Source organism: uncultured Algibacter sp. (genome assembly GCF_947487575.1).
GTDB lineage: Bacteria > Bacteroidota > Bacteroidia > Flavobacteriales > Flavobacteriaceae > Algibacter_B.
Genome location: NZ_CANKXG010000002.1, coordinates 192,072 through 217,852 on the forward strand (window position 1 = coordinate 192,072; position 25,781 = coordinate 217,852).

The 25,781-nt window shown below is 34.3% G+C and carries 24 protein-coding genes and 1 tRNA gene; 16 read left to right on the forward strand and 9 right to left on the reverse strand.

Annotation, left to right across the window (positions count from 1 at the left end; all coding sequences use genetic code 11):
* Window positions 1-81: 81 nt before the first annotated feature.
* From Q0870_RS03005 to proS, 4 genes are all read right to left on the reverse strand, one after another.
* Window positions 82-444, reverse strand: coding sequence for a hypothetical protein (locus Q0870_RS03005; protein ID WP_298550950.1), 363 nt, complete (start codon window positions 442-444; stop codon window positions 82-84).
* Window positions 445-585: 141 nt separating this feature from the next.
* Window positions 586-837, reverse strand: coding sequence for a 30S ribosomal protein S20 (gene rpsT, locus Q0870_RS03010; protein ID WP_298550952.1), 252 nt, complete (start codon window positions 835-837; stop codon window positions 586-588).
* A 27-nt stretch (window positions 838-864) separates the two neighbouring features.
* Window positions 865-936: transfer RNA gene (locus tag Q0870_RS03015), tRNA-Glu, on the reverse strand.
* 170 nt (window positions 937-1,106) lie between these two features.
* Window positions 1,107-2,585, reverse strand: a complete 1,479-nt coding sequence (gene proS, locus Q0870_RS03020) for a proline--tRNA ligase (RefSeq protein ID WP_298550954.1) — start codon at window positions 2,583-2,585, stop codon at window positions 1,107-1,109.
* 98 nt (window positions 2,586-2,683) lie between these two features.
* On the opposite strand from proS, the gene Q0870_RS03025 reads away from it, so the two are divergent.
* The 6 genes from Q0870_RS03025 to Q0870_RS03050 all read left to right on the forward strand — a co-directional run bounded on the left by Q0870_RS03025 (window position 2,684) and on the right by Q0870_RS03050 (window position 9,777).
* Window positions 2,684-3,847 carry a hypothetical protein gene (locus tag Q0870_RS03025; protein ID WP_298550956.1) on the forward strand — a complete coding sequence of 388 codons (1,164 nt, stop codon included), beginning with the start codon at window positions 2,684-2,686 and terminating at the stop codon, window positions 3,845-3,847.
* 26 nt (window positions 3,848-3,873) lie between these two features.
* On the forward strand, window positions 3,874-5,451 hold the full coding sequence (locus Q0870_RS03030; protein WP_298550958.1) for an outer membrane protein transport protein: 1,578 nt from the start codon (window positions 3,874-3,876) through the stop codon (window positions 5,449-5,451).
* A gap of 240 nt (window positions 5,452-5,691) precedes the next feature.
* Window positions 5,692-6,369, forward strand: a complete 678-nt coding sequence (gene folE, locus Q0870_RS03035; RefSeq protein WP_298550960.1) for a GTP cyclohydrolase I FolE — start codon at window positions 5,692-5,694, stop codon at window positions 6,367-6,369.
* A gap of 35 nt (window positions 6,370-6,404) precedes the next feature.
* Entirely contained in the window at window positions 6,405-7,886 is a 1,482-nt protein-coding gene (cysS, locus tag Q0870_RS03040; protein ID WP_298550962.1) for a cysteine--tRNA ligase, read from the forward strand.
* Between the two features lie 127 nt (window positions 7,887-8,013).
* Complete coding sequence (gene yidD / locus Q0870_RS03045; RefSeq protein ID WP_298550964.1) at window positions 8,014-8,253, forward strand: membrane protein insertion efficiency factor YidD; 240 nt, start codon at window positions 8,014-8,016, stop codon at window positions 8,251-8,253.
* 192 nt (window positions 8,254-8,445) lie between these two features.
* Window positions 8,446-9,777, forward strand: a complete 1,332-nt coding sequence (locus Q0870_RS03050; RefSeq protein ID WP_298550966.1) for a hypothetical protein — start codon at window positions 8,446-8,448, stop codon at window positions 9,775-9,777.
* Here the strand turns inward: Q0870_RS03050 and Q0870_RS03055 are convergent, their stop codons facing one another.
* Window positions 9,778-11,241 carry an aminoacyl-histidine dipeptidase gene (locus tag Q0870_RS03055; protein ID WP_298550968.1) on the reverse strand — a complete coding sequence of 488 codons (1,464 nt, stop codon included), beginning with the start codon at window positions 11,239-11,241 and terminating at the stop codon, window positions 9,778-9,780.
* Window positions 11,242-11,312: 71 nt separating this feature from the next.
* On the opposite strand from Q0870_RS03055, the gene Q0870_RS03060 reads away from it, so the two are divergent.
* Entirely contained in the window at window positions 11,313-12,380 is a 1,068-nt protein-coding gene (locus Q0870_RS03060) for a DUF3810 domain-containing protein (protein ID WP_298550970.1), read from the forward strand.
* Here the strand turns inward: Q0870_RS03060 and Q0870_RS03065 are convergent, their stop codons facing one another.
* Entirely contained in the window at window positions 12,381-13,169 is a 789-nt protein-coding gene (locus Q0870_RS03065; protein ID WP_298550972.1) for a DUF6503 family protein, read from the reverse strand. It lies immediately after the preceding gene.
* Window positions 13,170-13,253: 84 nt separating this feature from the next.
* Here Q0870_RS03065 and Q0870_RS03070 point away from each other — a divergent pair, with 84 nt between their 5' ends.
* The 7 genes from Q0870_RS03070 to Q0870_RS03100 all read left to right on the forward strand — a co-directional run bounded on the left by Q0870_RS03070 (window position 13,254) and on the right by Q0870_RS03100 (window position 21,799).
* Window positions 13,254-14,072: an RNA methyltransferase gene (locus tag Q0870_RS03070; protein ID WP_298550974.1), complete on the forward strand. Its 819-nt coding sequence runs from the start codon at window positions 13,254-13,256 to the stop codon at window positions 14,070-14,072.
* Between the two features lie 9 nt (window positions 14,073-14,081).
* The gene (locus Q0870_RS03075) at window positions 14,082-14,396 is read left to right on the forward strand and encodes a GIY-YIG nuclease family protein (protein ID WP_109351152.1); all 315 of its coding nucleotides are present in this window, start codon (window positions 14,082-14,084) and stop codon (window positions 14,394-14,396) included.
* Window positions 14,397-14,565: 169 nt separating this feature from the next.
* Window positions 14,566-15,798 carry a M48 family metallopeptidase gene (locus tag Q0870_RS03080; protein ID WP_298550976.1) on the forward strand — a complete coding sequence of 411 codons (1,233 nt, stop codon included), beginning with the start codon at window positions 14,566-14,568 and terminating at the stop codon, window positions 15,796-15,798.
* Window positions 15,799-16,161: 363 nt separating this feature from the next.
* Window positions 16,162-17,004 carry a VOC family protein gene (locus tag Q0870_RS03085; protein WP_298550979.1) on the forward strand — a complete coding sequence of 281 codons (843 nt, stop codon included), beginning with the start codon at window positions 16,162-16,164 and terminating at the stop codon, window positions 17,002-17,004.
* A complete protein-coding gene (locus tag Q0870_RS03090) occupies window positions 17,001-18,293 on the forward strand; it encodes an alginate lyase family protein (RefSeq protein WP_298550981.1) in 1,293 nt (430 codons plus the stop codon). The genes Q0870_RS03085 and Q0870_RS03090 overlap by 4 nt, the downstream gene beginning before the upstream one ends.
* An 813-nt stretch (window positions 18,294-19,106) precedes the next feature.
* Entirely contained in the window at window positions 19,107-20,921 is a 1,815-nt protein-coding gene (locus Q0870_RS03095; protein WP_298550983.1) for a DEAD/DEAH box helicase, read from the forward strand.
* Between the two features lie 101 nt (window positions 20,922-21,022).
* Window positions 21,023-21,799, forward strand: a complete 777-nt coding sequence (locus tag Q0870_RS03100; RefSeq protein ID WP_298550985.1) for a carboxypeptidase-like regulatory domain-containing protein — start codon at window positions 21,023-21,025, stop codon at window positions 21,797-21,799.
* Between the two features lie 72 nt (window positions 21,800-21,871).
* On the opposite strand, the gene Q0870_RS03105 is transcribed toward Q0870_RS03100, so the two are convergent.
* A complete protein-coding gene (locus Q0870_RS03105) occupies window positions 21,872-22,528 on the reverse strand; it encodes an RNA methyltransferase (RefSeq protein WP_298550987.1) in 657 nt (218 codons plus the stop codon).
* An 83-nt stretch (window positions 22,529-22,611) separates the two neighbouring features.
* Here Q0870_RS03105 and Q0870_RS03110 point away from each other — a divergent pair, with 83 nt between their 5' ends.
* Window positions 22,612-23,283 carry an NAD-dependent deacylase gene (locus Q0870_RS03110; RefSeq protein WP_298550989.1) on the forward strand — a complete coding sequence of 224 codons (672 nt, stop codon included), beginning with the start codon at window positions 22,612-22,614 and terminating at the stop codon, window positions 23,281-23,283.
* Window positions 23,284-23,286: 3 nt separating this feature from the next.
* Here the strand turns inward: Q0870_RS03110 and Q0870_RS03115 are convergent, their stop codons facing one another.
* Entirely contained in the window at window positions 23,287-24,522 is a 1,236-nt protein-coding gene (locus Q0870_RS03115; protein ID WP_298550991.1) for a glycosyltransferase family 4 protein, read from the reverse strand.
* A 95-nt stretch (window positions 24,523-24,617) separates the two neighbouring features.
* Window positions 24,618-25,091 carry a heme-binding domain-containing protein gene (locus Q0870_RS03120; RefSeq protein ID WP_298550993.1) on the reverse strand — a complete coding sequence of 158 codons (474 nt, stop codon included), beginning with the start codon at window positions 25,089-25,091 and terminating at the stop codon, window positions 24,618-24,620.
* Between the two features lie 37 nt (window positions 25,092-25,128).
* Here Q0870_RS03120 and Q0870_RS03125 point away from each other — a divergent pair, with 37 nt between their 5' ends.
* The gene (locus tag Q0870_RS03125) at window positions 25,129-25,707 is read left to right on the forward strand and encodes an adenylosuccinate lyase (RefSeq protein ID WP_298550996.1); all 579 of its coding nucleotides are present in this window, start codon (window positions 25,129-25,131) and stop codon (window positions 25,705-25,707) included.
* The last annotated feature ends 74 nt before the right edge of the window (window positions 25,708-25,781 follow it).

Sequence of the window (25,781 nt, forward strand, 5' to 3'; positions counted from 1 at the left end):
ATTTATAATTTCAAAAAAAAAAGCCTTAGCAAAAATTTATGCTAAGGCTTTAATCTATATTCTAAAAAATGTCTTTTTAAATTAGTAACTATTCAAAAGATCTCTATACTCTTTTAAATCGGCAACGTTACCTTTATTATTAAGGTTTTTCATTAGTGCAATAACATATTTTAAGCTTTCTACAGGAGCAACCTCTTCATTTGCTTCAACCTCTCCATCCTCTTCAATAGGCTCATCATCAAGTATAGGAATCATAAAAGATTCTGTTTCTTGAATATGCTCATAAGTTAACCTGAGTACTTTTACCACTAAAGGCACTTGTTGCTCTAAAGCGTAAGTTCTTAATTCCTTTAAGTCTTCAATCAATTTATCTGTATTAATACCTGACTTATCTAAATTTTTAAGAATCTTGTCTATTAATTCTATTGCTTTTTTATTTTCCAAAAGGGGGTAATATTAAATGGTTATATAATTTTGTGATAATTGCAAATTTATATTATTAAACTGAAATCTGATTAAAAAAAATCATAAAAAAAGCTTCTCATTTCTGAGAAGCTTTTAAATATTTTAGACTTTAAAATGATATTAAAGTGCAGCAACAAATTTTGCTAAACCAGACTTAAGGTTTGCAGCTTTATTTGCATGAATAACGTTTTTCTTTGCTAACTTATCTAACATAGAAACTACAGTAGGAAACATTTTTTCCGCCTCTTTCTTATCAGTTAACTCTTTCAATTTTTTAATTGCATTACGAGTTGTTTTATGCTGATATTTATTAGTTAAGCGTTTTGCTTCGTTACTTCTAATTCTCTTTAATGCTGACTTGTGATTTGCCATTTTGTTTCTTTCTTAATTTTTTAATTGTAGCCCGTAGGGGAATCGAACCCCTCTTACATGGATGAAAACCATGCGTCCTAGCCGATAGACGAACGGGCCATTTGTTTTAAGTGTGCAAATACCATTACTAAAATCAATACTTGCTATACCTTTCAAATAACTTACAACGTTTCCATTGCGGATGCAAAAATACAACTATTTTTAAATGTTGCAAGAGGTAAATAATATTTTTTTAAAAAAAATTATTTTAGCCTGATTTTCAATACTATTTAGTACGCTTTTGCGAACAACACTCTACGTTTTGAAGGTTTTCCAGAATACACACAAACACCTGCCTCAACCTTACCCACTAAAGGAATACATCGAATAGTTGCTTTAGTTAATTCCTTTATCTTGTCTTCTGTTTCATTTGTACCATCCCAATGTGCAGAAATAAAGCCCGTTTTTGTTTCTAAAACCGTTTTAAATTCATCAAACGTTTCTACTTCTGTAATATGCTCATTTCTAAAATCTAAAGCTTTACTAAATAAAGAATCTTGAATGTCTTTTAATAAGGTTTCAATCTTTTCATTTAATGTATCAAGAGCAACAACTTCTTTAGTTAGGGTATCTCTTCTTGCAATTTCAACAGTTCCATTAGCTAAATCTCTAGCTCCAATAGCAAGTCTCAATGGCACACCTTGCAACTCGTGTTGTGCAAATTTAGCGCCAGGTCTATGCGTTGTTCTATTATCAAATTTAACAGTAATGTTTTTTGCTCTTAAATCTTTTATAATATCATTAGCCACTTTGGTAATGGCATTTAAATCTTCATCACTTTTATAAATAGGAATAATAACTACTTGATTTGGTGCTAAACTTGGTGGTAATACTAAACCATAATCATCACTATGCGTCATAATCAATGCTCCCATTAATCGTGTAGAAACACCCCAAGAGGTAGCCCATACATAATCTTGCTTACCTTCTTTATTAGCAAACTTTACATCGAAAGCTTTAGCAAAATTCTGCCCCAAAAAGTGCGATGTTCCTGCTTGTAGCGCTTTTCCATCTTGCATTAAGGCTTCAATACAATATGTTTCATCAGCACCTGCAAAACGTTCGCTTTCTGTTTTTAAACCTTGAATAACAGGTATTGCCATAAACTTTTCTACAAAGGTGGCATATACATTATTCATTAATGCAGCTTCATCCACAGCTTCTTGCTTGGTTTCATGAGCAGTATGACCTTCTTGCCATAAAAACTCTGCTGTACGCAAAAATAAACGTGTACGCATTTCCCATCGTACCACATTGGCCCATTGGTTTATTAATAAAGGTAAATCTCTATACGATTGAACCCAACCTTTAAAGGTATTCCAAATAATAGCTTCACTAGTTGGTCTTACAATTAATTCCTCTTCAAGTTTTGCTTCTGGATCTACACGCAACTTCCCAGGTTTATCTGGATCATTTTGCAATCTATAATGTGTAACAATAGCACACTCTTTTGCAAAACCTTCGGCATTTTTTTCTTCTGCTTCAAACAAACTTTTAGGAACAAAAAGAGGAAAATAAGCATTTTGATGCCCAGTTTCTTTAAACATTTTATCTAATTCTGCCTGCATTTTTTCCCAAATTGCATAACCATAAGGTTTAATCACCATACAACCTCTTACTGCCGAATTCTCAGCTAGGTCAGCCTTGACAACCAATTCGTTATACCATTTTGAATAATCTTCTGCTCTACTGGTAAGTTTTTTACTCATATCTTAGTTTTGGCACAAATATTGTGTCTATTAGAAATATAAAATAGTTCAGCAAAACTAACTATTTTTGTTATGTTCAACAATAAAATTATAGAGATATGCAATTTAACAACTACTTAAAAGAAAAAGTGCCATTTATAGCCCTAATTGGTTTACTATTTGGCTTGGTTTCTTGCGGTTCTTACCAATATGTTGGTATGGATAGTGATGGAATTTATGGGGATACTCCACAAGTGCAAACTCAAAACACTTATGAAACAGTTGTTGAAGTTCCAAACGAAGGAAATAGCAATTATTACAAAAACTACTTTAAAACAAAATCTATAGAATCTGAAAACATTTATGCAGGTGATGAAATTTTCACCGATATAGATGCCTATGAAAGTGATAATTATGTTGAAAATGACTCTCTGCAAAACAACTATAGAGGATATGCTGGTTGGGGCCAAGACAGCAATAGCGTTACCATTAACTATGTAAATAACGGCTGGAACAACTGGGGTTGGAACGGTGGTTTTGGTTGGGGCGGCGGCTTCGGCTGGAATGACTGGGGTTATGGTGGCTGGAACAATTGGGGCTGGAACCGATGGAACAACTGGGGTTGGGGCGGAGGCCTTGGCTGGGGTTGGAATAATTGGGCTTGGAGCGGTGGTTTTGGTTGGGGCGGCGGCTTCGGCTGGAATAACTGGGGCTTCAATAGAGGATTTTACAACAATCGAGGATTTTATAATGGAAGAGGCATATATAATAGAGGAATCGCCTACAGTACCGGTAGAAGAAATAGTTACGCTTCAAACAATTCTAGAAGAAATAGTGTAAGCTCTAATAGCAGATTAAATAGACGTAGCTCTATAAATTCTCAACAAAGGACAACTACATCAAAATATAATACAGCAAGAAGAAGTAGCGTAAATAGAAACTCGACAACAATTAATAGGAGAAGTTACAACGCTAATGGCACTCGTACATCTTCGGGTGTTACAAGACGATCAACTACCGTTAGAACACCATCTACAAACTCTAATGCTAGAGCTTCGTCTTCAACAGCAAGGAGAAATTCAAGCACTGTTTATAGACAACCTTCAAGAAATAGCTCTGGTTCGAATACAGTAAGAAGATCATCATCTTCAAACAATAGAAGTTACACACCTAGCAGAAGTTCATCTAGTTCAAGATCAAGTTCTGCCTCTAGGTCATCATCAAGTAGCAGAAGTTCTTCAGGTAGAAGTAGTTCAAGATCTTCAAGCAGCAGAAGACGTTAATCTTATTTATTAAAGAAAAAACATATATGAAAAAGTTGAATTTACTATTTATAGGTTTACTATCTATGTCTACAATTTACGCGCAAGATATAAGCGATGCACTAAGATATTCGCAAAGTGAAATTCAAGGAACTGCTCGTTTTAGAGCCTTAAGTGGTGCTTTTGGAGCCTTAGGTGGCGATATGAGTGCGGTTAGCGCAAATCCAGCAGGTTCTGCGGTTTTTAGCAGAAGTCATGCCTCTTTTACAGGGTCAAATGTTGGTGTTGAAAATAATACTAATTATTTTAATGCTTCAAGCAACTCAAGCACATCTAATTTTGACATAAATCAAGGTGGTGCAGCGTTTGTTTTTGCTAATAACGATTCTAATTCGCCTTGGAAAAAATTCACTTTAGCTGTTGCTTACGATAGAACTAATAATTATGATAATAATTGGGGGTTCAGAAATGGTATAAATACTAATGATTTTGTGATTGTTGATAATAATGATAACGAGTTATCACCCGTGAATTCAATAGCTAATTATTTCTTTCAATATTCCGAAGACCCAGATATAGCTGTAGCTATAGGAGATATTTTATTAAATGGAAGACCAGAAAGTCGAGCTTATGAAAATGTTTTAAGCGAATTTGGTTTTGTACATCAACAAGTTTTTCTTGGTCTTCAATCTGGCATTTTAGGAGAAGACCCTAATAGTGAAGATTTTGAAACAGATGATAATACGCTTTATAGATCTGAGGCACTTGGTGGCAATTTTACTCACAATTACAACTACATAGAAACTGGGTATAATGGTAAAATTACTTTTAATTTTGCTACTCAGTACGAAGATAATCTCTACATAGGACTTAATTTAAATTCACATTTTATAGATTATCAGCGTTCTGTAGAACTCTCAGAAACAAATTCTAATGGTGGTTTTATAACTGTAATTGATTTTGATAACACCTTATCTACAACAGGTAACGGATTTTCTTTTCAATTGGGAGGTATAATGAAATTAAGTCAAGAATTTAGAGTAGGAGTAACTTATGATTCACCTACTTGGTACTCAATAGATGACGAAACAACACAATTTTTAGATACTAACGTACTTGTTGAAGAGAATGCATCCGTATTAGGAGCGCAATCTATTAATGTTTTTCCTAGATACACATTAAAAACACCTTCAAAAATCACAGGTAGTTTGGCCTATGTTTTTGCTAAAAAAGGGCTATTTAGTTTTGATTATTCTAAAAAAGATTATGGTGACACAAAATTCACTCCAACATCTGATTTTACTAATTTGAATAATGGCATTAGCGATGTTTTAACTGATGCTTCAACATATCGCTTTGGAGCCGAATATAAACATCAACAATTTAGTTTTAGAGGAGGGTACCGTTTCGAGGAAAGCCCTTACATTGATGGCGTAACTGTTGGAGACTTAACAGGGTTCTCATTAGGTATAGGTTATAATTTTGGCAATTCCAAACTAGATATTACTTATGATAAATGGGAGCGCACTGATGAAACTCCACTTTATAATGTTGGATTAATAGATACTGCTACTATAAATAGAGAAAACTCAAACATCACGCTATCACTAAGTTTTAATATTTAGTATAGTTCATAAATAATAAATTAAAAGCTTGAACTTAATAATGTTCAAGCTTTTTTTACTTATAATTTTTAAGAGACTTACGAGACTAACCGGTTTCCCGCTTTCGCGAGAATAACAAATTCAATTGAAACCTCGATTTAATAAATCGAGGAGTTCTTAAATAATTAATTATTTGCAAACATAAAGTGTAACAAAAAGTGAAATGCTTATCTTTGCAAATTAAATTTTGACACACATATCATGGCTTTTGATAGCAATATAGAAGATTTTGACGCATTAGAAAATGACCACATTGGCACTTCTGAAGACACACCAATGCGAAATGATGCCTTTAAATTAACAAACGACGAAAAAATAGATATTATCAAGGATGATGTACGTCATATTATGGAGACTCTTGGTTTAGATTTAACAGACGATAGCTTAAACGGCACACCAAACCGTGTTGCAAAAATGTTTGTTAATGAAATTTTTGGAGGTTTAAATCCAGATAAAAAACCAAAAGCTTCAACTTTTGATAATAAATACAAGTACGGAGAAATGCTTGTTGAAAAAAACATTACGGTATACTCAACTTGTGAGCATCACCTCTTACCTATTGTTGGACGCGCACACATTGCATATATTTCTAATGGAACTGTTGTAGGTCTATCTAAAATGAACCGTGTTGTTGATTATTTTGCAAAACGCCCACAAGTACAAGAGCGTTTAACCATTCAAGTTGTTAGAGAGCTTCAAGAAGTTTTAGGCACTAAAGATGTAGCTTGCGTTATTGATGCAAAACACCTTTGTGTAAATTCAAGAGGTATTAGAGACATTGAAAGTAGCACGGTTACTTCAGAATTTGGAGGTCAATTTAAAGATATCGCTACACGAAGAGAATTTCTAGACTACATCAAATTAGACACGAAGTTTTAATAAAACTCAAATTAATAACTCATCAACAAACCAAAATGCAGTTATACCAATCAAACCAAATAAAAGTATACAATTCACTTACTGGTCAAAAAGAAATATTTAAACCTATAAACGAAGGTCATATAGGCATGTATGTTTGTGGTCCTACAGTTTATAGCAATGTGCATTTAGGCAATGTAAGAACCTTTATGTCTTTTGATATGGTATTTCGTTATTTGAAGCATTTAGGATATAAAGTTAGATACGTTAGAAATATAACTGATGCTGGTCATTTAGAAAATGATGCAGATATTGGCGAGGATAAAATCACAAAAAAAGCACGTTTAGAACAGATTGAACCTATGGAAGTGGTTCAACGCTACACTGTTGATTTTCATAATGTTTTAAGAACCTTTAATTTTTTACCACCAAGTATAGAACCTACAGCAACTGGTCATATTATTGAGCAAATTGAATTGATAAGTAAAATTATTGAAAATGGATTTGCCTATGAAGTTAATGGTTCTGTATATTTTGATGTTCATAAATTTGATGAAACGAATGAATATGGTAAATTAAGTAAACGTAAGCTTGAAGATTTAATTCACAACACACGTACTCTAGACGGACAAAGTGATAAAAAGAATCCGCAAGATTTTGCCCTTTGGAAAAAAGCTGAACCCCAGCATATTATGCGTTGGCCTTCCCCTTGGAGTGATGGTTTCCCAGGTTGGCATTTAGAATGTACAGCGATGAGCACCAAATATTTAGGTAAACAATTTGACATCCACGGTGGTGGAATGGATTTAAAGTTTCCGCACCACGAATGTGAAATCGCCCAGAACGAAGCAGCTATAGGCGTTAGTCCAGTCAATTATTGGATGCATGCCAATATGCTTGAATTGAACGGACAACGTATGTCAAAATCAACGGGAAATACGGTAAACCCAGATGAGTTATTATCTGGAAACAATAGCTTTTTTAGTAAAGCCTACTCCCCTAGCGTTATCAGGTTCTTTAATGCACAATCGTCATATAGAAGTGTTTTAGATTTAACTGATGATGGCTTATTAGCCAGTGAAAAGGGGTTTTACAGATTAATGGATGCTGTAAATTTACTAGATGATTTAAAAGCTTCCTCAGCATCTTCAATTGACGTTTCTGCATGGAAACAGAAATGCTATGATGCTATGAATGACGATTTTAATTCGCCTATTTTAATTGCGCATTTATTTGAAGCTGCAAAATATATTAATCAAGTTAAAGAGGACTCTGCAACTTTATCTTCTGAAGATTTAGATTTATTAAAAGAAACGATTAACAGTTTTGTTTATGACGTTTTAGGTCTCGAAAATAATGCGAAAACAGATTCTGGAACGGATAAACTTTCTGGAGCTGTAGATGTTTTAATTCGTTTAAGACAAGACGCTAGAGCTAATAAAGATTTTGCAATGTCTGATAAAATTCGTGATGAACTTGCTGAAGTTGGTATTCAACTTAAAGATGGTAAAGACGGGACTACGTTTTCTGTGAATTAGTTTGGTTATTCTTCTTGTGAAAGTCATTTATTATTAAGTGTTTTGTCATTCCGCACTTGATGCGGAATCCATTATAAACTAGAATTATATTAATAAGATTCCTGCTTTCGCAGGAATGACAAGCCTTATGTTAAAAAAACTACTCATAGCACCATTTTTATTTTTGATTAAAGTGTATCAAACCTTGATATCACCTTTAACACCAGCTACTTGTAGATACAATCCAACTTGTTCTCATTACTCCAAAGAAGCTTTAAAAAAACATGGTTTATTTAAAGGTGGTTGGTTGGCTGTGAAACGTATTTTTAGTTGCCACCCTTGGGGAGGTTCAGGTTACGACCCAGTACCAGATAAGGATGACAACTAAAAAATGCCATCGCGCAAGCTCGTATGTTCGTTAAAAATGTACACCTTACATTTTATTAATACCCTATTGTCTTAAAAGGTTCCGATTACTACCCAACAACTTTAAAACTTATTAATAAATTCTATTTTAATTTATGAAAGAAATTTATTATTAAATTCGTAAGTTTACTTTCTAACCCAATCATTTTTAAAAATGAAACCTACTTTTAAATCCCCCCTTCTTCTTGTATTATTTTTTATTTCTTGCTCAAATGAAGACCATACTACAGAACCTGAAAATAAGGAAGCAACTGAAGAATTTGTGATTTTTTCCAACGAAGATTATCCTGAGATTCCAAAAGAAGAAATCTTAATATCAAATCAAAGGTTTTTAGGTGGTACAAATGCTAGTGATTCTAATGACGGATCGCAAAATGCACCATGGGCAAGTTTTAATAAAGCACTACAAGAACTATGTGCATCTAAAACTTGGTACTGTTTAAATATAGCATCAGATATAGCGGTTAACGATTTTATTGACACTAAATTCTATGGTGGTGGTCCTGGAACTCCTTCACAATATGTTTATATACGAAGTTTACCTTCACTATCCATACCAGTCACCATAACTTTAAACGCAAGAGTAGAAATAGATGGACAACAAAACTGGTTATGGTATGGTTTTAACATGAAAGGTTCTGAAGGCATTAATTTAGGTCAAGATTTAAGAACAAATCACCACACTATTAGGAATATTAGTGGTGTAATGACTGGAGAGGGTGGAGATAACCACGGCTTTTTTCAAGCTCTTAACAGTAATGCAGACTATTTTGGTGTATTTAATTGTTATTTCAAGGGACCTGGAATAGATGGTGTTCATGGAAACACATCTAATATCATTGCTTTTGGAATTTCGCATATGCGGATAGAAAATAATATTTTTACAAACGCTCCTAGCCCCTTCTACTTCAAACATTCGAATAAAGCAGAACGAGGAGCTGCAGATATACATTTTAAAAATAATTTTCAGCAAGAAACGTCAATAGGTGAATCGTGTTTTTTTGCAGGAAGAGCACAAGGAGGCATTTTTGAAATTTCAAATAATATTTTCGCAAGCAATGTTAAGATATCTAACGGTGGGGGTTCTGAACAACCAGAAGGGCATTTTATCTCTCATAATACGTTTTTATCAAACTTAATCTTAGATAAAGGCAATGACCCTGTAATTAATGCTACTTTAGAGAATAACATCATTATTGGAGATTTAGAATTACTTAGATATAGTAACCATATAAATACCAATATTTCTGACTATGAATTAATAGGAGGACGTATTTATTATCAGTCTAATAATTACACACTATCTCAATGGCAAGAAAATGCTGTTCCAAGTGGTCAAGATAAAAATTCAGTTACTGGTTTGCCTGTATTTAATGGAAGTATTAACCCAATAGATTTTAAGCTAGCAAGTAATTCTCTTGGTAAAAATTTAGCAAGTGAAGGTGGAGATATAGGTGCTAATGTAGATTATGTTGGCACTAAATAACTAAGATTTTACAGGAATCTCCTTCAAAATCTCCAAAACAAATTTCCAATATTTTTGAACCGATGAAATTTGAGCACGTTCATCGGGAGAGTGCGCCCCTTTAATATTTGGCCCAAAACTTATCATGTCCATTTCTGGATAATTTTGCCCAAGAATACCACATTCTAACCCTGCATGACAAGCTGCTACATGCGGTTTTTCTCCGTTAAGTTTTTCGTAAAGTTTAGTCATTACTTTTAAAATGGCTGAATCCATATTTGGAGTCCACCCCGGATAATCACCTGAGAATTCTACTTCACATCCAGTTAGTTCAAAAGTTGCACGTAACATATTTGCTAAATCCATTTTAGAACTTTCTACAGATGAGCGTGTTAAACATGCTATTTTAACGTTACCGTCTTTAACAATAACTCTAGCAATGTTGTTTGAAGTTTCCACAAGTTCTGGAATATCAGCACTCATTCTATACACACCATTCAATGCACTGTACAAAGCTCTTGTTAATCCTTCTTGAACACCTAAGTCCATAATTTTATTAGGTGTATCGATTTTAGAAATATTGATTTCTAAATCGGGTTCCATGGTTCTTAACTCCTTTCTGATGGTTGTAGACATTAAAGCCATTTCTAATAAAAAGGCATCTTCATGAATGGCATCAATAGCTACAATAGCATTACTTTCTCTAGGGATAGCGTTTCTTAAGCTTCCTCCATCAATTTCTGAAATTCGTAATCCGAAATTTTCAAAACCATCAAATAAAACACGGTTCATTATTTTATTGGCGTTTCCTAAACCTTCGTGAATTTGCATTCCTGAGTGTCCGCCTTGTAAGCCTTTCACTGAAATTTTATAACCTATTTTAAACTCAGGTGTCTCCTCTTCTTCATAACTTCTTGTTGCGGTAACATCTGTACCTCCTGCACAGCCTACTCCTATTTCGTCATCTTCTTCGGTATCAAGGTTTAATAAAACACCTCCAGAAAGCAAGCCGCCTTTTAATCCCATAGCCCCGGTCATACCTGTTTCTTCATCAATGGTAAATAGAGCTTCAATTGCTGGGTGCTTAATATCAGTACTTTCTAAAATTGCCATGATTGTTGCAACGCCTAAACCGTTATCTGCTCCCAAAGTTGTACCTTTTGCTTTTACCCAATCGCCTTCAATAAACATTTCTATACCTTGAGTGTCAAAATCGAAAACAGTATCATTGTTTTTTTGATGTACCATATCTAAATGGGACTGCATAACCACAGTTGTTCTGTTTTCCATTCCTGAAGTCGCTGGTTTTTTGATGATAACGTTTCCAACTTCATCTTCTATGGTTTCTAAACCTAAGCTTTTACCAAAATCTTTCATGAAAGCAATAACACGTTCTTCTTTTTTTGATGGTCGTGGTACAGCATTTAAATCTGCAAATTTATTCCACAATGCTTTGGGTTCTAGTTGTCTTATTTCTGAGTTCATAGTTTTGTGATAATTGTACACAAAGGTACATATTACTATTAGGATTTATAAATAGTTTCCTATTTTTGAGCATGCTGAAAGAGAAAAAAACAATTATTGCACTGTTGCTGATTCCTCAAATTTTATTAGTAAAGCTACTCGCCAATTTCCCAGAGTTTATAGAGCAATATTATAGCAATGGATTATACCCAATAATTTCAAGAGTTTTTAGATTTACGTTGGGTTGGTTGCCATTTTCATTTGGAGATTTAATTTATACCATTGTGTCTCTTTATGTGATAAGATGGTTTTTTAAAAATAGAAAGCGTTTACGAAAAGACACAAAACGTTGGTTGGTCGATATAATTGCTGCATGCTCGATATTTTATGGTGTTTTTCATTTGTTTTGGGGATTGAATTATTATCGTTTACCATTACATAAAAGCTTGAATTTAGAACATGATTATACTACAGAACAATTAGTAAGTGTAACCAAATCTTTGATTAAAAAATCGAATGCTTTGCACTTCGAAATCACTAAAAACGATACAATTAAAGTTGATGTTCCTTTGAGTAAAAGTGAAATTTTTAAAATGGTTCCATCTGGATATAATAATTTAAAAAGTATTTTTCCACATTTAGAATATTACCCAAAAAGTTTAAAGAAATCGATATACAGTTACCCTTTAACGTATATGGGATTTAGTGGGTATTTGAATCCATTTACCAATGAGGCACAGGTAGATGGGTTGATTCCAACCTATAAATTCCCAACAACTTCAACACATGAAGTAGCTCATCAATTAGGATATGCTGCAGAAAACGAAGCTAATTTTATTGGTTTTATGGCTGCTACTAGCCACGAGAATATCTATTTTAAATATACAGGCTATACGTTTGCTTTACGCTTTTGTTTAAATGAAATTTACAGACGTGATGAAGCGTTATACGAAGCAGTTGTTGAAAACGTTAACACAGGTATTTTAAAAAACTACAAAGAGGTTCGGGATTTTTGGAGTACACATGAAAATCCCGCTGAACCACTTTTCAAACTATTTTATGGTAATTTTTTAAAGGCTAATAGCCAAAGTAAGGGCATGCAAAGTTACAATTATGTTGTTGCCCTATTGGTAAACTATGCCGAGAAACACCCTTTGTAATTACTCCATAAGTTGTGCACCAGCTGGCACATCAAAAATACTTGAGTCTGGTTTTTCTGTTGAAATTTTAATGTCTGTAAATTCTAAATCGTTTCGTTTAGATGCTGGTAAATTATTCTCTACTTTAAACCAAGTTAGCGTTTTTGGTAATATTAAACCTTCTACGGTTTGCCAATCACTATATTTTATAAAATGCCATTCTTTACTTTTTTCTTTTGAAAAATAGGTTACTGTATAACCTAACCATGCCATTTTGTTGGTTTCAGAATCGTAATATAAAATGTATTCATCTTCTGGGGATTCACCTACGCCACTTTCATAAGAAATCTTAATTCCTAGATATGATTTCCCTTCAAATTCTAATGCTGCTACATCTTCATATATTATTCCATCATCTGCTAAAATAAATGGCATTGCATAGAAATAGAACATCAAATTATAATAGAATTTTGCATTGCCTTTATACGTTGCTGTATCTTTATTTTTTAGCCAAACGGTTTCACCATCAAAACCAATAGTGTGATTTGGCATCTCAATCAGAGATTTTCTATTTTTTAAGTTGGTGGTTGTAATCTCATCGCCATTTGGTTTTTTCATGGTGAACTTTAGAGATTTCATGGTATTCCATTTATCTAAACTCCCGTGAGCATCAAATACTTTTGTAATGTTTTCTGGGTAGACACTAGTTGTTACATCAAGTGTTTCTTCTGAATAATCAACTTTTGGTGCTGTTTTATTTTTACAAGCTAATATTGAGATTGCTAGAACTATGAGGAGTGATTTTTTCATTTTTGCTCTTATGATTAGGTTTTCTTCTTTGACGAAGTTAGTAGAATATAATTACATAAAAACAATTACTTTTGTTTGATTGATATGAAAGAAATAACAAGTCCGCAGAATACATACATCAAACAACTTGTTCAATTAAAAGACAAGTCGAGAGAACGTAAAAAAACAGGTACTTTTTTAATTGAAGGTGTTCGAGAAGTTTCGTTAGCTTTAGAAGGCGGTTATGAATTAGAGACCGTTTTATTTTATTCTGATTTATTCTCAGAAGAACAATTAAACGATTTAACTTCAAATGTTAGGTTGAGCGCAGTCGAAACCCAATTAAACTGTATTGAAGTTTCAAAAGAAGTTTATCAAAAATTAGCTTACCGCGATACTACTGAAGGTGTTTTAGCAGTTGGAAAATCAAAGACAAATAGTTTAAGTGATTTGAGTTTTGAAACGAAAAACCCATTAATTCTAATCGCTGAAGCTCCAGAAAAACCTGGAAATATTGGTGCTATTTTAAGAACCGCTGATGCTGCCAATGTAGATGCGGTAATTATTGCTAACCCTAAAACCGATTTATACAATCCGAATATTATTCGCTCTAGTGTAGGCTGCGTGTTTACCAATCGAATTGCTACTGGAAATACTTCTGAAATTATTGATTTTTTGAAATCAAAAAACATTGCTGTTTATTGTGCAGCGTTACAAGCTTCTGTTGATTATCATACTCAAGATTTTAAAAAACCAACTGCTATTGTTGTTGGTACTGAAGCTACTGGTTTGAGCGATGCATGGTTAGAAAACTCGACTCAAAATATTATAATTCCCATGCAAGGTGAAATAGATTCTATGAATGTTTCGGTTGCTGCAGGAATTCTTATTTTTGAGGCTAAGAGGCAGAGAGGATTTAAATAGACTATAAACATGTATTTCTATTATGTCTATATCTTAAAATGTTCTGATAATTCTTATTACACGGGAATAACCAATGACTTAGATAAACGAATTAAAGAACATACCTACGGAAAATATAGAGATTGTTACACTTATAAGCGAAGACCAATAGAAGTTAAGTTTTACGAAACTTTTAATGATGTATTGCAAGCCATATATTTTGAAAAGAAAATAAAAAGATGGACACGTGCAAAGAAAAAAGCCTTAATTGATGGGGATTTTGATATGCTTCAAATATTGGCTGAGTGCAGAAATGCAACTCATTATAAATATAGAGGTAAATAAGCACATCGAATTAGCTTGACATAATCTAAATTTAAAAACTACCATATTCAAAAGCTTTAACTGTGTCATGTTGAGCGCAGTCGAAACACATTAAAAAACGGAATTATCATGCACTTCGACTACGCTCAGTGTGACAGAATAGTTTAATTTAGCCTCTCAAATATATAACATGAATTCAACTACTCTATTTTACATCATCATCGCCATTATTGTTATTAATTTTATAGTTGATAAAGTACTTGACGCGTTAAATGCAAAACATTTTAATGACACACTACCTGCAGAATTACAAGATGTTTATGATGATGCTGAATATAAAAAATCGCAAAACTATAAGGCTACAAATTATAAATTTGGGCTACTAACCTCAACGTTTTCACTTCTTTTAACTTTAGGGTTTTTATGGTTTGATGGTTTTGAGTTTGTAGATAACATAGCTCGAAATTATAGTGAAAACCCAATTATTTTAGCACTCATTTTCTTTGGAATTATTATGATTGGTAGTGATATTTTAACCACACCATTTTCCTACTACAGCACCTTTGTTATTGAAGAAAAATTTGGGTTTAATAAAACCACAGTAAAAACTTTCTTTTTAGATAAAATTAAAGGTTGGTTAATGATGGCTATTGTTGGCGGTGGTATTCTGGCGTTGATTATTTGGTTTTATCAAGCTACAGGGAAACACTTTTGGTTATATGCTTGGGCTCTAGTGGCTATTTTTACGTTGTTTATGAATATGTTTTATTCCAAGCTTATTGTGCCGCTTTTTAATAAACAAACACCTTTAGAAGAGGGCACCTTGCGCGATAAAATTTCGACATACGCAGAAACGGTTGGATTTAAATTAGATAAGATTTTTGTTATTGATGGCTCTAAACGAAGCACCAAAGCCAATGCCTATTTTTCTGGGTTTGGTAGTGAAAAACGCGTAACGCTTTATGACACTCTAATTAACGATTTAGAAGATGAAGAGATTGTTGCTGTTCTGGCACACGAAGTTGGACATTACAAGAAAAAACACATTATTTTTAATTTGTTTGCTTCTATTTTATTGACGGGTTTGACGCTTTATATTTTATCGTTGTTTATTTCGAATCCGATGTTATCTCAGGCTTTGGGTGTTGAAACTCCTAGTTTTCATATTGGGCTAATTGCTTTTGGGCTACTCTACTCGCCTATTTCTGAAATTACTGGGTTGATTATGAATGTATTTTCTAGGAAGTTTGAATACCAAGCGGATGATTATGCTAAAAACACGTATAAGAGCGAACCACTTATTACATCACTAAAAAAACTTTCTAAAAATAGTTTAAGTAATTTAACGCCACATCCTGCTTATGTATTTATGCATTATTCGCATCCTACACTTTTGGAACGGATTGGGAATTTGAGGAAATAAGATCATTGCGAGGCACGATATAATCTCAGAAAATTTTATATCAACAAGTTGTAAAATGATTTTGATTTACTTTATTTGTTTAAAAGATTTCGGCTTGCTTCATTTAACGTTGAGGTTAAAGTATCTTCTACTGAACTTATTTTAGTATTAAAAGGACACAAATCTACGGGCCATTGCTTGCAATTACAGCTTCGAACAACACAATTTATTACAAGTAATTTCTTTTCTCATTTTTGAATCATAACTACATATCTAATAATATTTAGTATCTTAACTTAATCATTGAAATTTTCAAATCCAATGCAAATCGCAAAATATATGAAGAGAGTACTCCTTTTAATTCTAATACTATCTTGTCTATCAATGGGAACAAAAGCTGAAAAAGCACTCCCCATCTTAGGAATAGCCCATGTGGCGTTTCAAGTATCAAGTTTAGAGCAATCGCGTGCATTCTATACGGCTTTTTATGGATTTGAATTTGCATTTGCTGCGTATGAAGATCAAGAGGCTTGGTATTTAAAAATAAACGACGACCAGTTTGTGAAGTTAGTCTCAAAACCCGAGGGGACAGATGACAACCGGTTAGTTGAAATCGCATTTCAAGTTTCAGATATCGAGACTACTATTGCTATGCTCAAAGACAGAGGGCTCAACCCAACGCCTGTAGAAAAAAATTCCGATGGTACCTTAGCGAGTGTTCTAGTAGATCCAGACGGACATAACCTTAAGTTTGTTGAATACACATCTAATTCCAAGCAAACACTAGCTAAAGGCAAGCATTTAGGGTCTAGGCGAGTTTCCGATCGTTTGCTGCATGTAGGCATCACTATTACTGATGAAAAGGCGGCCAACACATTGTATCGAGATGCTTTAGGTTTTAAAGAAATTTGGCGCGGATCGCGTAAAGATGGTGGTCCAGATGCTTGGGTGAATATGCAGTTACCGGGAGATAGCGGTGACTACGTTGAGTACATTCTTATAAACGATATAAAACTGAGTAGAAGGCAAATGGGCACAATGCATCATATGTGCCTTTTAACTGATGATATTCAAAAAGCGCATCGCGATATGTTATTTAATGCCTTACCTGATCTTGAACGTTACGAACCTTTGGTTGCCCGTAACAACCGCTGGGTGTGCAATGTGCACGATCTCGATGGTACGCGTTGTGAATTAATGGAATCAAAAGAAGCTGTAACTAAATGATAAATAAGATAATACCACTTCGTTTCTCTCTGCTGAAAATTCTATTTTTAGTGATGAGTCCATTTGTTCTCTCGCAAGCTGGTTTTGCACAAGACGAGTCAGCCACGGTTTTAGCTGTGAAAGAGCATCCTCATTTCTTTGGTGCAAGACGCGGAGCCTTACCAATTGTGAAACAAGACATTGCGCGAGGTGACACCTCACTTATGCCAGCCTATAACGCTCTACTTATCACAGCCAATAAAGCCTTAGCGACTGAACCTCCAACGGTAACTGATAAAAAACGGCATCCTGTTAGCGGAAATCTGAATGACTATTACACTCAGGCTCCTTACCTCTGGCCCGATCCTTCAAAGCCAGACGGTTTACCATACCTACCAAAGGACGGTATCATCAATCCGGAATCTCGAAACCCCGATTTTGCGGACTATTCACGCGGTCAAGAAATTGGCCACTTAGTCGAATCGCTTGCCCTCGCATATTACCTCACGGGTAAAGAATCGTACGCTGCACATGCAGCTCGATGCCTTCGTGTTTGGTTTATCGATTCTGCTACGCGGATGAACCCACACCTTAAGTATGCACAAGCTGTACCTGGTAGAAACCAAGGACGTTATATTGGAATGATTGAAGCAGGTGGCGTAGTACAAGCAGTGGATGCTGCTGGTCTTTTAGATGGATCTAAACATTGGAGCAAAAACGACCGAGCAGCACTAGATATTTGGATAACGAACTTTCTGGATTGGTTTATAAATAGCGAGTATGGTAAAGAAGAAATTCAGATGCGACAGAACCATGGCACTATGTTCGATGTAAGAGTCGTGCGCTTAGCGCTAGCTTTGGGTAAATACGAACTAGCACGCGAAAGGCTAGAATTGGTAAAAGAGAACCGTATTGCTCGCCAAATAGAACCTGATGGTGCCCAACCCATGGAGCTGCGACGCACCAAGTCTTTTAACTACTCCGAAATGAATTTAACGGGGCTTACTGAACTAGCGACACTTGGAGAGTGGGTTGGAGTAAATTTGTGGTCCTACGAGACAGCAGATGGCCGGAGCATAAGGCGAGCGCTGGAGTTCCTTAGACCTTATGTTGAAGAAGTACCCGAAGGTTCTCCGCCTAGGGTTTGGCACTACAAACAGGTTGTTCCGTTTCTGCCAGAAATTCTCGCTCCAGCATTTCGTATGGCTAGCATTGGATATCAAGATGAGGCATACGAAGCTATTGCTTCTCAGTTCTCTGATTTCAAAGCATCAAGCTTTCAGTTAACACATCCGAAAGGCTCGTTTTAAGGAATTTAGTAGCTCATTCTGCTTATGTATTTATGCATTATTCGCATCCTACACTTTTGGAACGGATTAGGAATCTGAGGAAATAACGTTTTTTTAAGGCACACCCAGTTCCGAGTACTTTTCGGGAAAGCAATCTCAAGAATTATCTCCTGCAAAGGCGCTAAATCGTAAAGCTAATACTTGATTTTGTAAAAATTTTCATCTACCTTCGTTTAACGTCGGATATAAAACATTAAAACGTTGTCATATCCGCATAAGTTGGAGTGAATTCCTGCGTCATTCACTCCAACGTCCCGCGAATAAGATTTGGAGCGACTGCCAAAAGGCACTCACACCAACAACGAATAAAATTCATTGAAACAAATCTTATTCGCGGGACGTTAAACGAAACTTCAAAATTACACAAAAAAGCATTAAACAGATTAGCACAGTCGTACCTCCTTGGCAATGACGTTGGCAGATACTTGCGTTAGGGATTGCAGCGGCATCCTTTTTTTAAAACACCCAAAAATTTTATTTAGAATTAGGTTTAGGCAGATTGCCACGTCGAAAACTCCTCGCAATGACGTAAAAAAAGATATAGCGTAAAGCCCGACCCTTGTGGTAACGCCCAAATAATTATAAGAAACCAACTAATTTTAAAAAGATTCCCTCCTTCGAGGGAATGACGATTATTTATCTATCTTTGCGCCTTGAAACTCAAAATGAGTTTACTCCTCAGGGTGAGGATGTGTTACTGGAAGTTTAAGTTTAGTATGTCGATGCGCTTCTTTATGTAACACCACATAACAATATCGCATACATTAAACAATAATGAGCACATTCCAAGATTTAGGTCTTAATGACGACCTATTACAAGCCATTACAGATTTAGGATTTGAAAAACCTAGTGAAGTACAAGAAAAAGCAATCCCAATTTTATTAGAGTCTGAAACCGATTTAGTGGCTCTGGCCCAAACGGGTACGGGTAAAACCGCCGCATTTGGTTTCCCGATGTTAGAGAAAATTGATGTAGCTAGTAGAACCACGCAGGGTTTAATTTTATCGCCTACCAGAGAGCTTTGTTTACAGATTACCAACGAGATGAAATTGTATGGTAAATATTGTAAGGGGCTTAATGTGGTAGCGGTTTACGGTGGATCGAGTATTACAGACCAAGCACGTGAGATTAAACGTGGTGCACAAATAATTGTGGCGACTCCAGGCCGTATGAAAGATATGATTAACAGACGTTTGGTTGATATTTCTAAAATCCAGTATTCGGTTTTAGATGAGGCTGATGAGATGCTTAACATGGGCTTTAAAGAGGATATTACTGATATTTTATCGCACACACCAGAGGATAAAAACACGTGGTTATTTTCTGCAACAATGCCTCGTGAGGTGTCTAGAATTGCTAAAAACTTTATGCATAACCCACAGGAAATTACTGTTGGAAATAAGAATGAGAGTACAAGTAATGTATCTCATGAATATTATTTAGTAAATGCTAGAGATAGATACCAAGCATTAAAACGTTTAAGTGATGCTAATCCGGATATATTTTCGGTTATTTTTTGTAGAACAAAACGTGATACACAAAAGGTTGCTGAAAAACTGATTGAAGATGGATATAGTGCTGGGGCTTTACATGGGGATTTAAGTCAAAATCAACGTGATATCGTGATGAAATCGTTTAGAAACAAACAAATACAAATGCTAGTAGCTACCGATGTGGCGGCACGTGGTATTGATGTTGATGATATTACACACGTAATAAATTACCAATTACCTGACGAGATTGAAACCTATACGCACCGTTCTGGTAGAACAGGACGTGCTGGAAAAACGGGAGTTTCAATGGTTATTGTTTCTAAAAGTGAAGTGCGTAAAATTAAAAGTATTGAGCGCATTATTAAACGCCAATTTGATAAAAAAGAAATTCCTGATGGTGCTGATATTTGCGAAGTGCAATTGATGTCTTTGGCTAATAAAATACACAACACAGAAATTAATCATGAAATTGATAAGCATTTGGCTAATATTAATGAGTTATTTGCTGATACGGATAAAGATGAATTGATTAAAAAATTCTTCTCGGTTGAGTTTACTCGTTTTTACAATTACTACAACAAATCTAAAAACCTTAATGTAGCAGAAGGTTCTTATGATAGTAGTGAAGGCAGAAGCAGAGGTGGTAAATCTACACGCTACTTTATTAACGTTGGTGGTAAAGATGGATTTGATTGGATGAAGTTAAAAGACTTCTTGAAAGAGCAATTAGACCTTGGTAGAGATGATGTCTTTAAAGTGGAAACTAAAGACAGCTTCTCGTTTTTTAATACAGAAAACGAACTTAAAGAGAAAGTATTAGCCCATTTTACCGACTTTAAACATGAAGGTCGTTTTGTAAATGTTGAAGTTTCAGAAAACCGTGGTGGAGGACGACGTGGAGATAGACGCGGCGGCGGTGGAAGACGTGATGGTGGAAAAAGACGTGACGACAGACGTGGTGGCGGTAAACGCGATGACAGAAAAGAAAGCTCTGGAAACAGAGGTGATAGACGCAGAAGTGATAGTGGCTCTAAACCTAGACGTTCTAATTCTAGCGATTTTGGAAGTTCTAGACCTAGACGTTCTAGACGATAAGTTTAAACCTTTCTGTTAATATTTAGTCAAAATAAAAAGCTTAATTCTATTGCTAAAGTTTTCTTTAGTACTTTTATAAAAAAATTAGCGTTGAATATTTCATGAGGTATTACCTATTTATCATTTTTATGTTTTGCTTTTCTGCTATTGGTATGGCACAAGAAGCAGATAAGGTTTTAGGTATTGTACTTAATTCTGCTGATAAAAGTGCCTTAGAAAACGTTAATATTGTAAACCTTAATCAAGTTATAGGAACAACCACGAACAAAAAAGGAGAGTTTCAAATTTCGGCTAAAGTTAATGATACGCTTCACTTTTCCTATTTAGGTTTTAAATCCATAAAAGTTAGAGTAACTAATGACTGGTTAAAGTTTGGAAGCTCAAATATTGAACTTACAGAACTCGCTTTAGCACTAGAAGAAGTGGTTGTAAATCAACTAAAGCTTACGGGCTATTTAGAAGTAGATATAAAACAAGTGCCAGATATTAACACCAACTACCGTTACAGTATTTCTGGCTTACAAGGCACTGGTTACGAGGCAAGTAAAAAATCTGGATTAACCAAAGTTATAGGCTCCATTTTTAACCCTGCCGATTTTTTACATCGTATGTTTGGCAAAAAACCAAACGAGCTGCGTAAGCTCAAAAAGATGAAAGAAGATGATGAGATCCGAAACCTATTAGCATCTCGTTTTGATAGGGAAATGCTAACTGTTTTACTACAAGTAGAACGTGTAGATTTGGATGAGATTGTTAGTCAATGCAACTACTCTAGAGGTTTTATACAAACTGCCAACGATCTTCAAATACTTGATGCCATTAGTGAATGTTACGAAGAGTACAAACTACTAAGTCGCGGTAGAAGCAGAAAAATTTAAATTATTTGGGCGTTACCACAATCCCGATAGCTATCGGGAGGGTTTTCCACTGCAATTCCTAACGCGTGTTAGCTATTTATTTTCATAAAAGCGTTCAACAATCTCATCATAACTTTTAATTGTTTTTTTACACCAATCTAAACGTTTTTCAGCCATTTCATCTTTAGATAATTGCCAATTCATATCTAATTTTCTAAGTTTTGTAGTAACATGTTGTAAAATAATGGCTGCCGAAACAGAGATATTCAAACTCTCTGTAAATCCAACCATTGGAATTTTTAAAAAACCATCTGCGCTATCTAAAACTTCTTTAGATAAACCTTCGGTTTCTCTTCCAAAGAAAAAACAAGACTTTTTAGTTACATCAAAATCATGTAATTCACAATCATCAGTATGTGGTGTTGTGGCAATAATTTGATAGCCTTTCTGCTTTAAATTTGATATACAATCTTCAACCGAATGGTATCTATTTAAATCTACCCATTTCTGAGCACCCATAGCAATTTCTCTATCAATATGTTTAGAGTTTTGCTCTTCAACAATATTTAATTCTTGAATTCCAAACACATCACAGCTTCGCATAACAGCACTGGTGTTATGAAGTTGATATACATCTTCTGTAGCAACTGTAAAATGTTTTGTGCGTTGTGATAAAACGTCGCTAAAACGCTCTTTTCTATGTTCTGTTAGGTAGGTTTCTAAATGATTTAAGAGTTTAAGGTCTATCATAATTAAGTTAAAAATCGAATTTAATAAAAATGAGTGGATTCCTGCCTTCACAGGAATGACAAATTAATACGTATTTTTATAAAATGAAACACCTAGTTATACTTACAGGAGCTGGCATGAGTGCCGAAAGTGGTATAAAAACATTTAGAGATGCTAATGGTTTATGGGAAGGGCACGATGTTATGGAAGTGGCTACTCCCGAAGGTTTTGCTGCCAACCCAGAATTAGTGCTAGATTTTTACAACCAACGCAGAAGACAATTATTTGAAGTTAAGCCAAATCAAGCGCATTTAGATTTAGCCGAATTAGAAAACAACTTTAAAGTAACTATAGTAACCCAAAATGTAGACGATTTACATGAACGCGCAGGGAGTACTAACGTCATCCATTTACATGGTGAATTGTTAAAAGTTAGAAGCACAAAAAACGAAAACGATATTAAAACATGGAAAACCGATTTAGTTTTAGGTGATACTTGCAAAAAAGGTTATCAATTAAGACCTCACATTGTTTGGTTTGGAGAAGATGTACCCATGATTGAAAAAGCAGTCGAAATTTGTAAAACTGCAGATATTTTAATCATTATTGGAACGTCCATGCAAGTATATCCTGCAGCTGGTTTAATGCATTATGTTTCTGAAAACACACCAACTTATTTTATAGATCCGAAACCGAGTATTGATAGTAAAGAAAGTTTAACTGTGATTGCTGAAATTGCTTCTGTTGGAGTTAAAAGAATGATAGAATTAATATAATGATTAGTTTTTATTCTTCTCTTCAATCCATTTACTCATAAACTTGGTGCTTTGTAAAGTATGATGTTGAAGCATTTGACCTGTAAAATTATTTAGTCGTTGCTTGTTAAGGTCTTTAGTCGTCTCTTCTATTTTATTAAAAAACTTGTTTTGATATTCAATTTTATTGAAACGCTTATTAATTATAGAAAATCCATGTTCTTGTTTCTCTTTCCATAGCGTTTCATTCTTATACAACTCTATGGCTTTAATAGAAAATAGCTCCAGATTATCTTCAACAAAACCATTAGGCTCAACATCTCCAAACATACCCTCTGCGCCAACTATTGAAGTCACGCATGGCGTTCCATTTTTCATAGCATCAACCAATTTACCTTTTAAGCCTGCTCCGAATCTAATTGGCGCTAAACATACTTTAGCGTTTTGCATCACTCCATTGACATCTTCAGCAAATCCTTTAATTAAAAAGCCTTCTTTTTCATTATGAAGCTGATTCACTTTTTGGGAGGCATAGGCACCATAAATATGTAATTCTGCTTTTGTCAGTTGTTTTCGTATTAAAGGCCAAATGGTTTCTTTTAAATATAAAATAGCGTTGTAATTTGGTTCATGCAAAAAGTTTCCTATAGTTACAAAATGGTTTCTATTTTCAAATTTTGGCAGCTCATCTATGTCTTCTTTTGAAATAGAATCTAGCATAAAAGGCAAATACATCAAAAGAGAGTCATCAACCTTAAACTGATTTTTAAGAATATCTATTTCAGCTTCAGAAATAATTAAACTTAAATCGCTTCTATAAATACTGGCTATTTCTCGCTTTGCTGTTTCATTGAATAAAAAAGTTTCGTTGAATGTTTTATTGTCTTTAAATGCTTGATGTCTGCCCTTCCTTAAGCAATGTAAATCTTCAGTATCTAAAACCTTAAGAGCTTCGGGGCATTGTTCAGTAACGCGCCACCCGAATTGCTCTTCCATCATAAAACGGTCAAATAAAACGATACTTGGATTTAATTCTGCAACAAAATCATCAAAAGACGTATGATTTAATTCGATGGAAGTTTGAGCTACCCCAATACTTTCAAGATTAAAGGCATTGTTACTTTTAGCACAAGGGCTTGCAAAAGTAATTTGATATTTTTTTGACTGAAAAGCTTCAATCAATTGCATCATTCTACTACCGGCCGCAGAACTTTTGGGCTCTGGCCATACAAAACCAATAATGAGTAAATTTTTATTCATAAAATTTTCCAAATCTCAAAAAATATAAAACAAAATTCCAATTGTGAAGTGTATCTCCTTGGAATTTGGAATTTGTTTTTTTTGAGATTTTATATTTATTCTGGTTTAGGCTCCAAACCATATTTTAATCGTACTAATTTTGCCCAATCAATTACAGCCTTTATTTGTTTATCATTAAGTTTTGCTTCAGAATGTGTCCAGGCATAAGAATTTAAAGGCATCTCTTTATTTTCAACTATTTCTATGAGTTCTTCGAATTTATGATCTTTCCTTTTAATTGAATTGCCTTCCCAATTAGACATATTGAAGTGCTTTTTCCCATCCTTCACGTGGCTAGCTAACCAATAATTTACTGGCGTTATGTTATTATACCACGGATATCTAGTAATATCACTATGGCAATCAAAACAAGTTTCCTTTAAAATAATTTTCACATTTTCTGGTGGATTAGTTTCATCCATAAAAGCATTTATTGAAGTTAAATCACCTTCATTTTTATCTGGCCTAAAAAATTGAGCTATTACAAATACAATTAACAATAGTAATAACAGCTTTTTTATTATTTTCATTTTAAGTAATTTTAAAAATTAAAAATAAGAAAACCTTTTGACTACAGAACAACTCTATAATGAATTAAACTACGTAAATCATTCGCGTGAAAAACGTTTGTTTTATGCCCTATTGATGCAAGACAACCCAAATTTGGTTCCTAAATTATTAGATATTCTTTTTATGGTTGACGACAAAATATCACCACGAGCAGCTTGGGTTTTTGAGTTTATGTGCAACCACAATATTAATACTATAATTCCATATTTAGATATGTTTACTGAAAATATGCATAAAGTACACTTAGACTCTGCTGTTCGGCCAGTTGCTAAAATATGCGAAATTTTAGCAAAGACTTACACCAAGAAAGAAGATAATTACATCAAAAAAAATCTAACAGAAACTCACAAAGAACGTATAATTGAAAACTGTTTTGATTATATGATAAATGATGAAAAAGTAGCACCTAAAGCATACGCAATGAGTACACTATTTTTATTTGGAAAAGATTATGAATGGGTTTACCCTGAGTTGGCTCGTATTTTAGAAGACGATTTCTCAAAACAAACTGCCGCTTTTAAAGCAAGAGCTCGTCATATTTTAAAAAAAATCAAAAAAACTACACCTAAAAACTAAAAAACTTCAAGCTTCTGGCTTCCGTCTTCAGTCTTAAAAACCTATCTTTGCAACTTCAAAAAATCAAACATAAA

What these genes read in the sequence shown, in the direction of transcription:
- rpsT (WP_298550952.1), bottom strand. Translation starts at nt 837, where the DNA reads ATGGCAAATCACAAGTCAGCATTAAAGAGAATTAGAAGTAACGAAGCA.
- proS (WP_298550954.1), bottom strand. Translation starts at nt 2,585, where the DNA reads ATGAGTAAAAAACTTACCAGTAGAGCAGAAGATTATTCAAAATGGTAT.
- Q0870_RS03025 (WP_298550956.1), top strand. Translation starts at nt 2,684, where the DNA reads ATGCAATTTAACAACTACTTAAAAGAAAAAGTGCCATTTATAGCCCTA.
- Q0870_RS03030 (WP_298550958.1), top strand. Translation starts at nt 3,874, where the DNA reads ATGAAAAAGTTGAATTTACTATTTATAGGTTTACTATCTATGTCTACA.
- folE (WP_298550960.1), top strand. Translation starts at nt 5,692, where the DNA reads ATGGCTTTTGATAGCAATATAGAAGATTTTGACGCATTAGAAAATGAC.
- cysS (WP_298550962.1), top strand. Translation starts at nt 6,405, where the DNA reads ATGCAGTTATACCAATCAAACCAAATAAAAGTATACAATTCACTTACT.
- yidD (WP_298550964.1), top strand. Translation starts at nt 8,014, where the DNA reads ATGTTAAAAAAACTACTCATAGCACCATTTTTATTTTTGATTAAAGTG.
- Q0870_RS03050 (WP_298550966.1), top strand. Translation starts at nt 8,446, where the DNA reads ATGAAACCTACTTTTAAATCCCCCCTTCTTCTTGTATTATTTTTTATT.
- Q0870_RS03055 (WP_298550968.1), bottom strand. Translation starts at nt 11,241, where the DNA reads ATGAACTCAGAAATAAGACAACTAGAACCCAAAGCATTGTGGAATAAA.
- Q0870_RS03060 (WP_298550970.1), top strand. Translation starts at nt 11,313, where the DNA reads ATGCTGAAAGAGAAAAAAACAATTATTGCACTGTTGCTGATTCCTCAA.
- Q0870_RS03065 (WP_298550972.1), bottom strand. Translation starts at nt 13,169, where the DNA reads ATGAAAAAATCACTCCTCATAGTTCTAGCAATCTCAATATTAGCTTGT.
- Q0870_RS03070 (WP_298550974.1), top strand. Translation starts at nt 13,254, where the DNA reads ATGAAAGAAATAACAAGTCCGCAGAATACATACATCAAACAACTTGTT.
- Q0870_RS03075 (WP_109351152.1), top strand. Translation starts at nt 14,082, where the DNA reads ATGTATTTCTATTATGTCTATATCTTAAAATGTTCTGATAATTCTTAT.
- Q0870_RS03080 (WP_298550976.1), top strand. Translation starts at nt 14,566, where the DNA reads ATGAATTCAACTACTCTATTTTACATCATCATCGCCATTATTGTTATT.
- Q0870_RS03085 (WP_298550979.1), top strand. Translation starts at nt 16,162, where the DNA reads ATGGGAACAAAAGCTGAAAAAGCACTCCCCATCTTAGGAATAGCCCAT.
- Q0870_RS03090 (WP_298550981.1), top strand. Translation starts at nt 17,001, where the DNA reads ATGATAAATAAGATAATACCACTTCGTTTCTCTCTGCTGAAAATTCTA.
- Q0870_RS03095 (WP_298550983.1), top strand. Translation starts at nt 19,107, where the DNA reads ATGAGCACATTCCAAGATTTAGGTCTTAATGACGACCTATTACAAGCC.
- Q0870_RS03100 (WP_298550985.1), top strand. Translation starts at nt 21,023, where the DNA reads ATGAGGTATTACCTATTTATCATTTTTATGTTTTGCTTTTCTGCTATT.
- Q0870_RS03105 (WP_298550987.1), bottom strand. Translation starts at nt 22,528, where the DNA reads ATGATAGACCTTAAACTCTTAAATCATTTAGAAACCTACCTAACAGAA.
- Q0870_RS03110 (WP_298550989.1), top strand. Translation starts at nt 22,612, where the DNA reads ATGAAACACCTAGTTATACTTACAGGAGCTGGCATGAGTGCCGAAAGT.
- Q0870_RS03115 (WP_298550991.1), bottom strand. Translation starts at nt 24,522, where the DNA reads ATGAATAAAAATTTACTCATTATTGGTTTTGTATGGCCAGAGCCCAAA.
- Q0870_RS03120 (WP_298550993.1), bottom strand. Translation starts at nt 25,091, where the DNA reads ATGAAAATAATAAAAAAGCTGTTATTACTATTGTTAATTGTATTTGTA.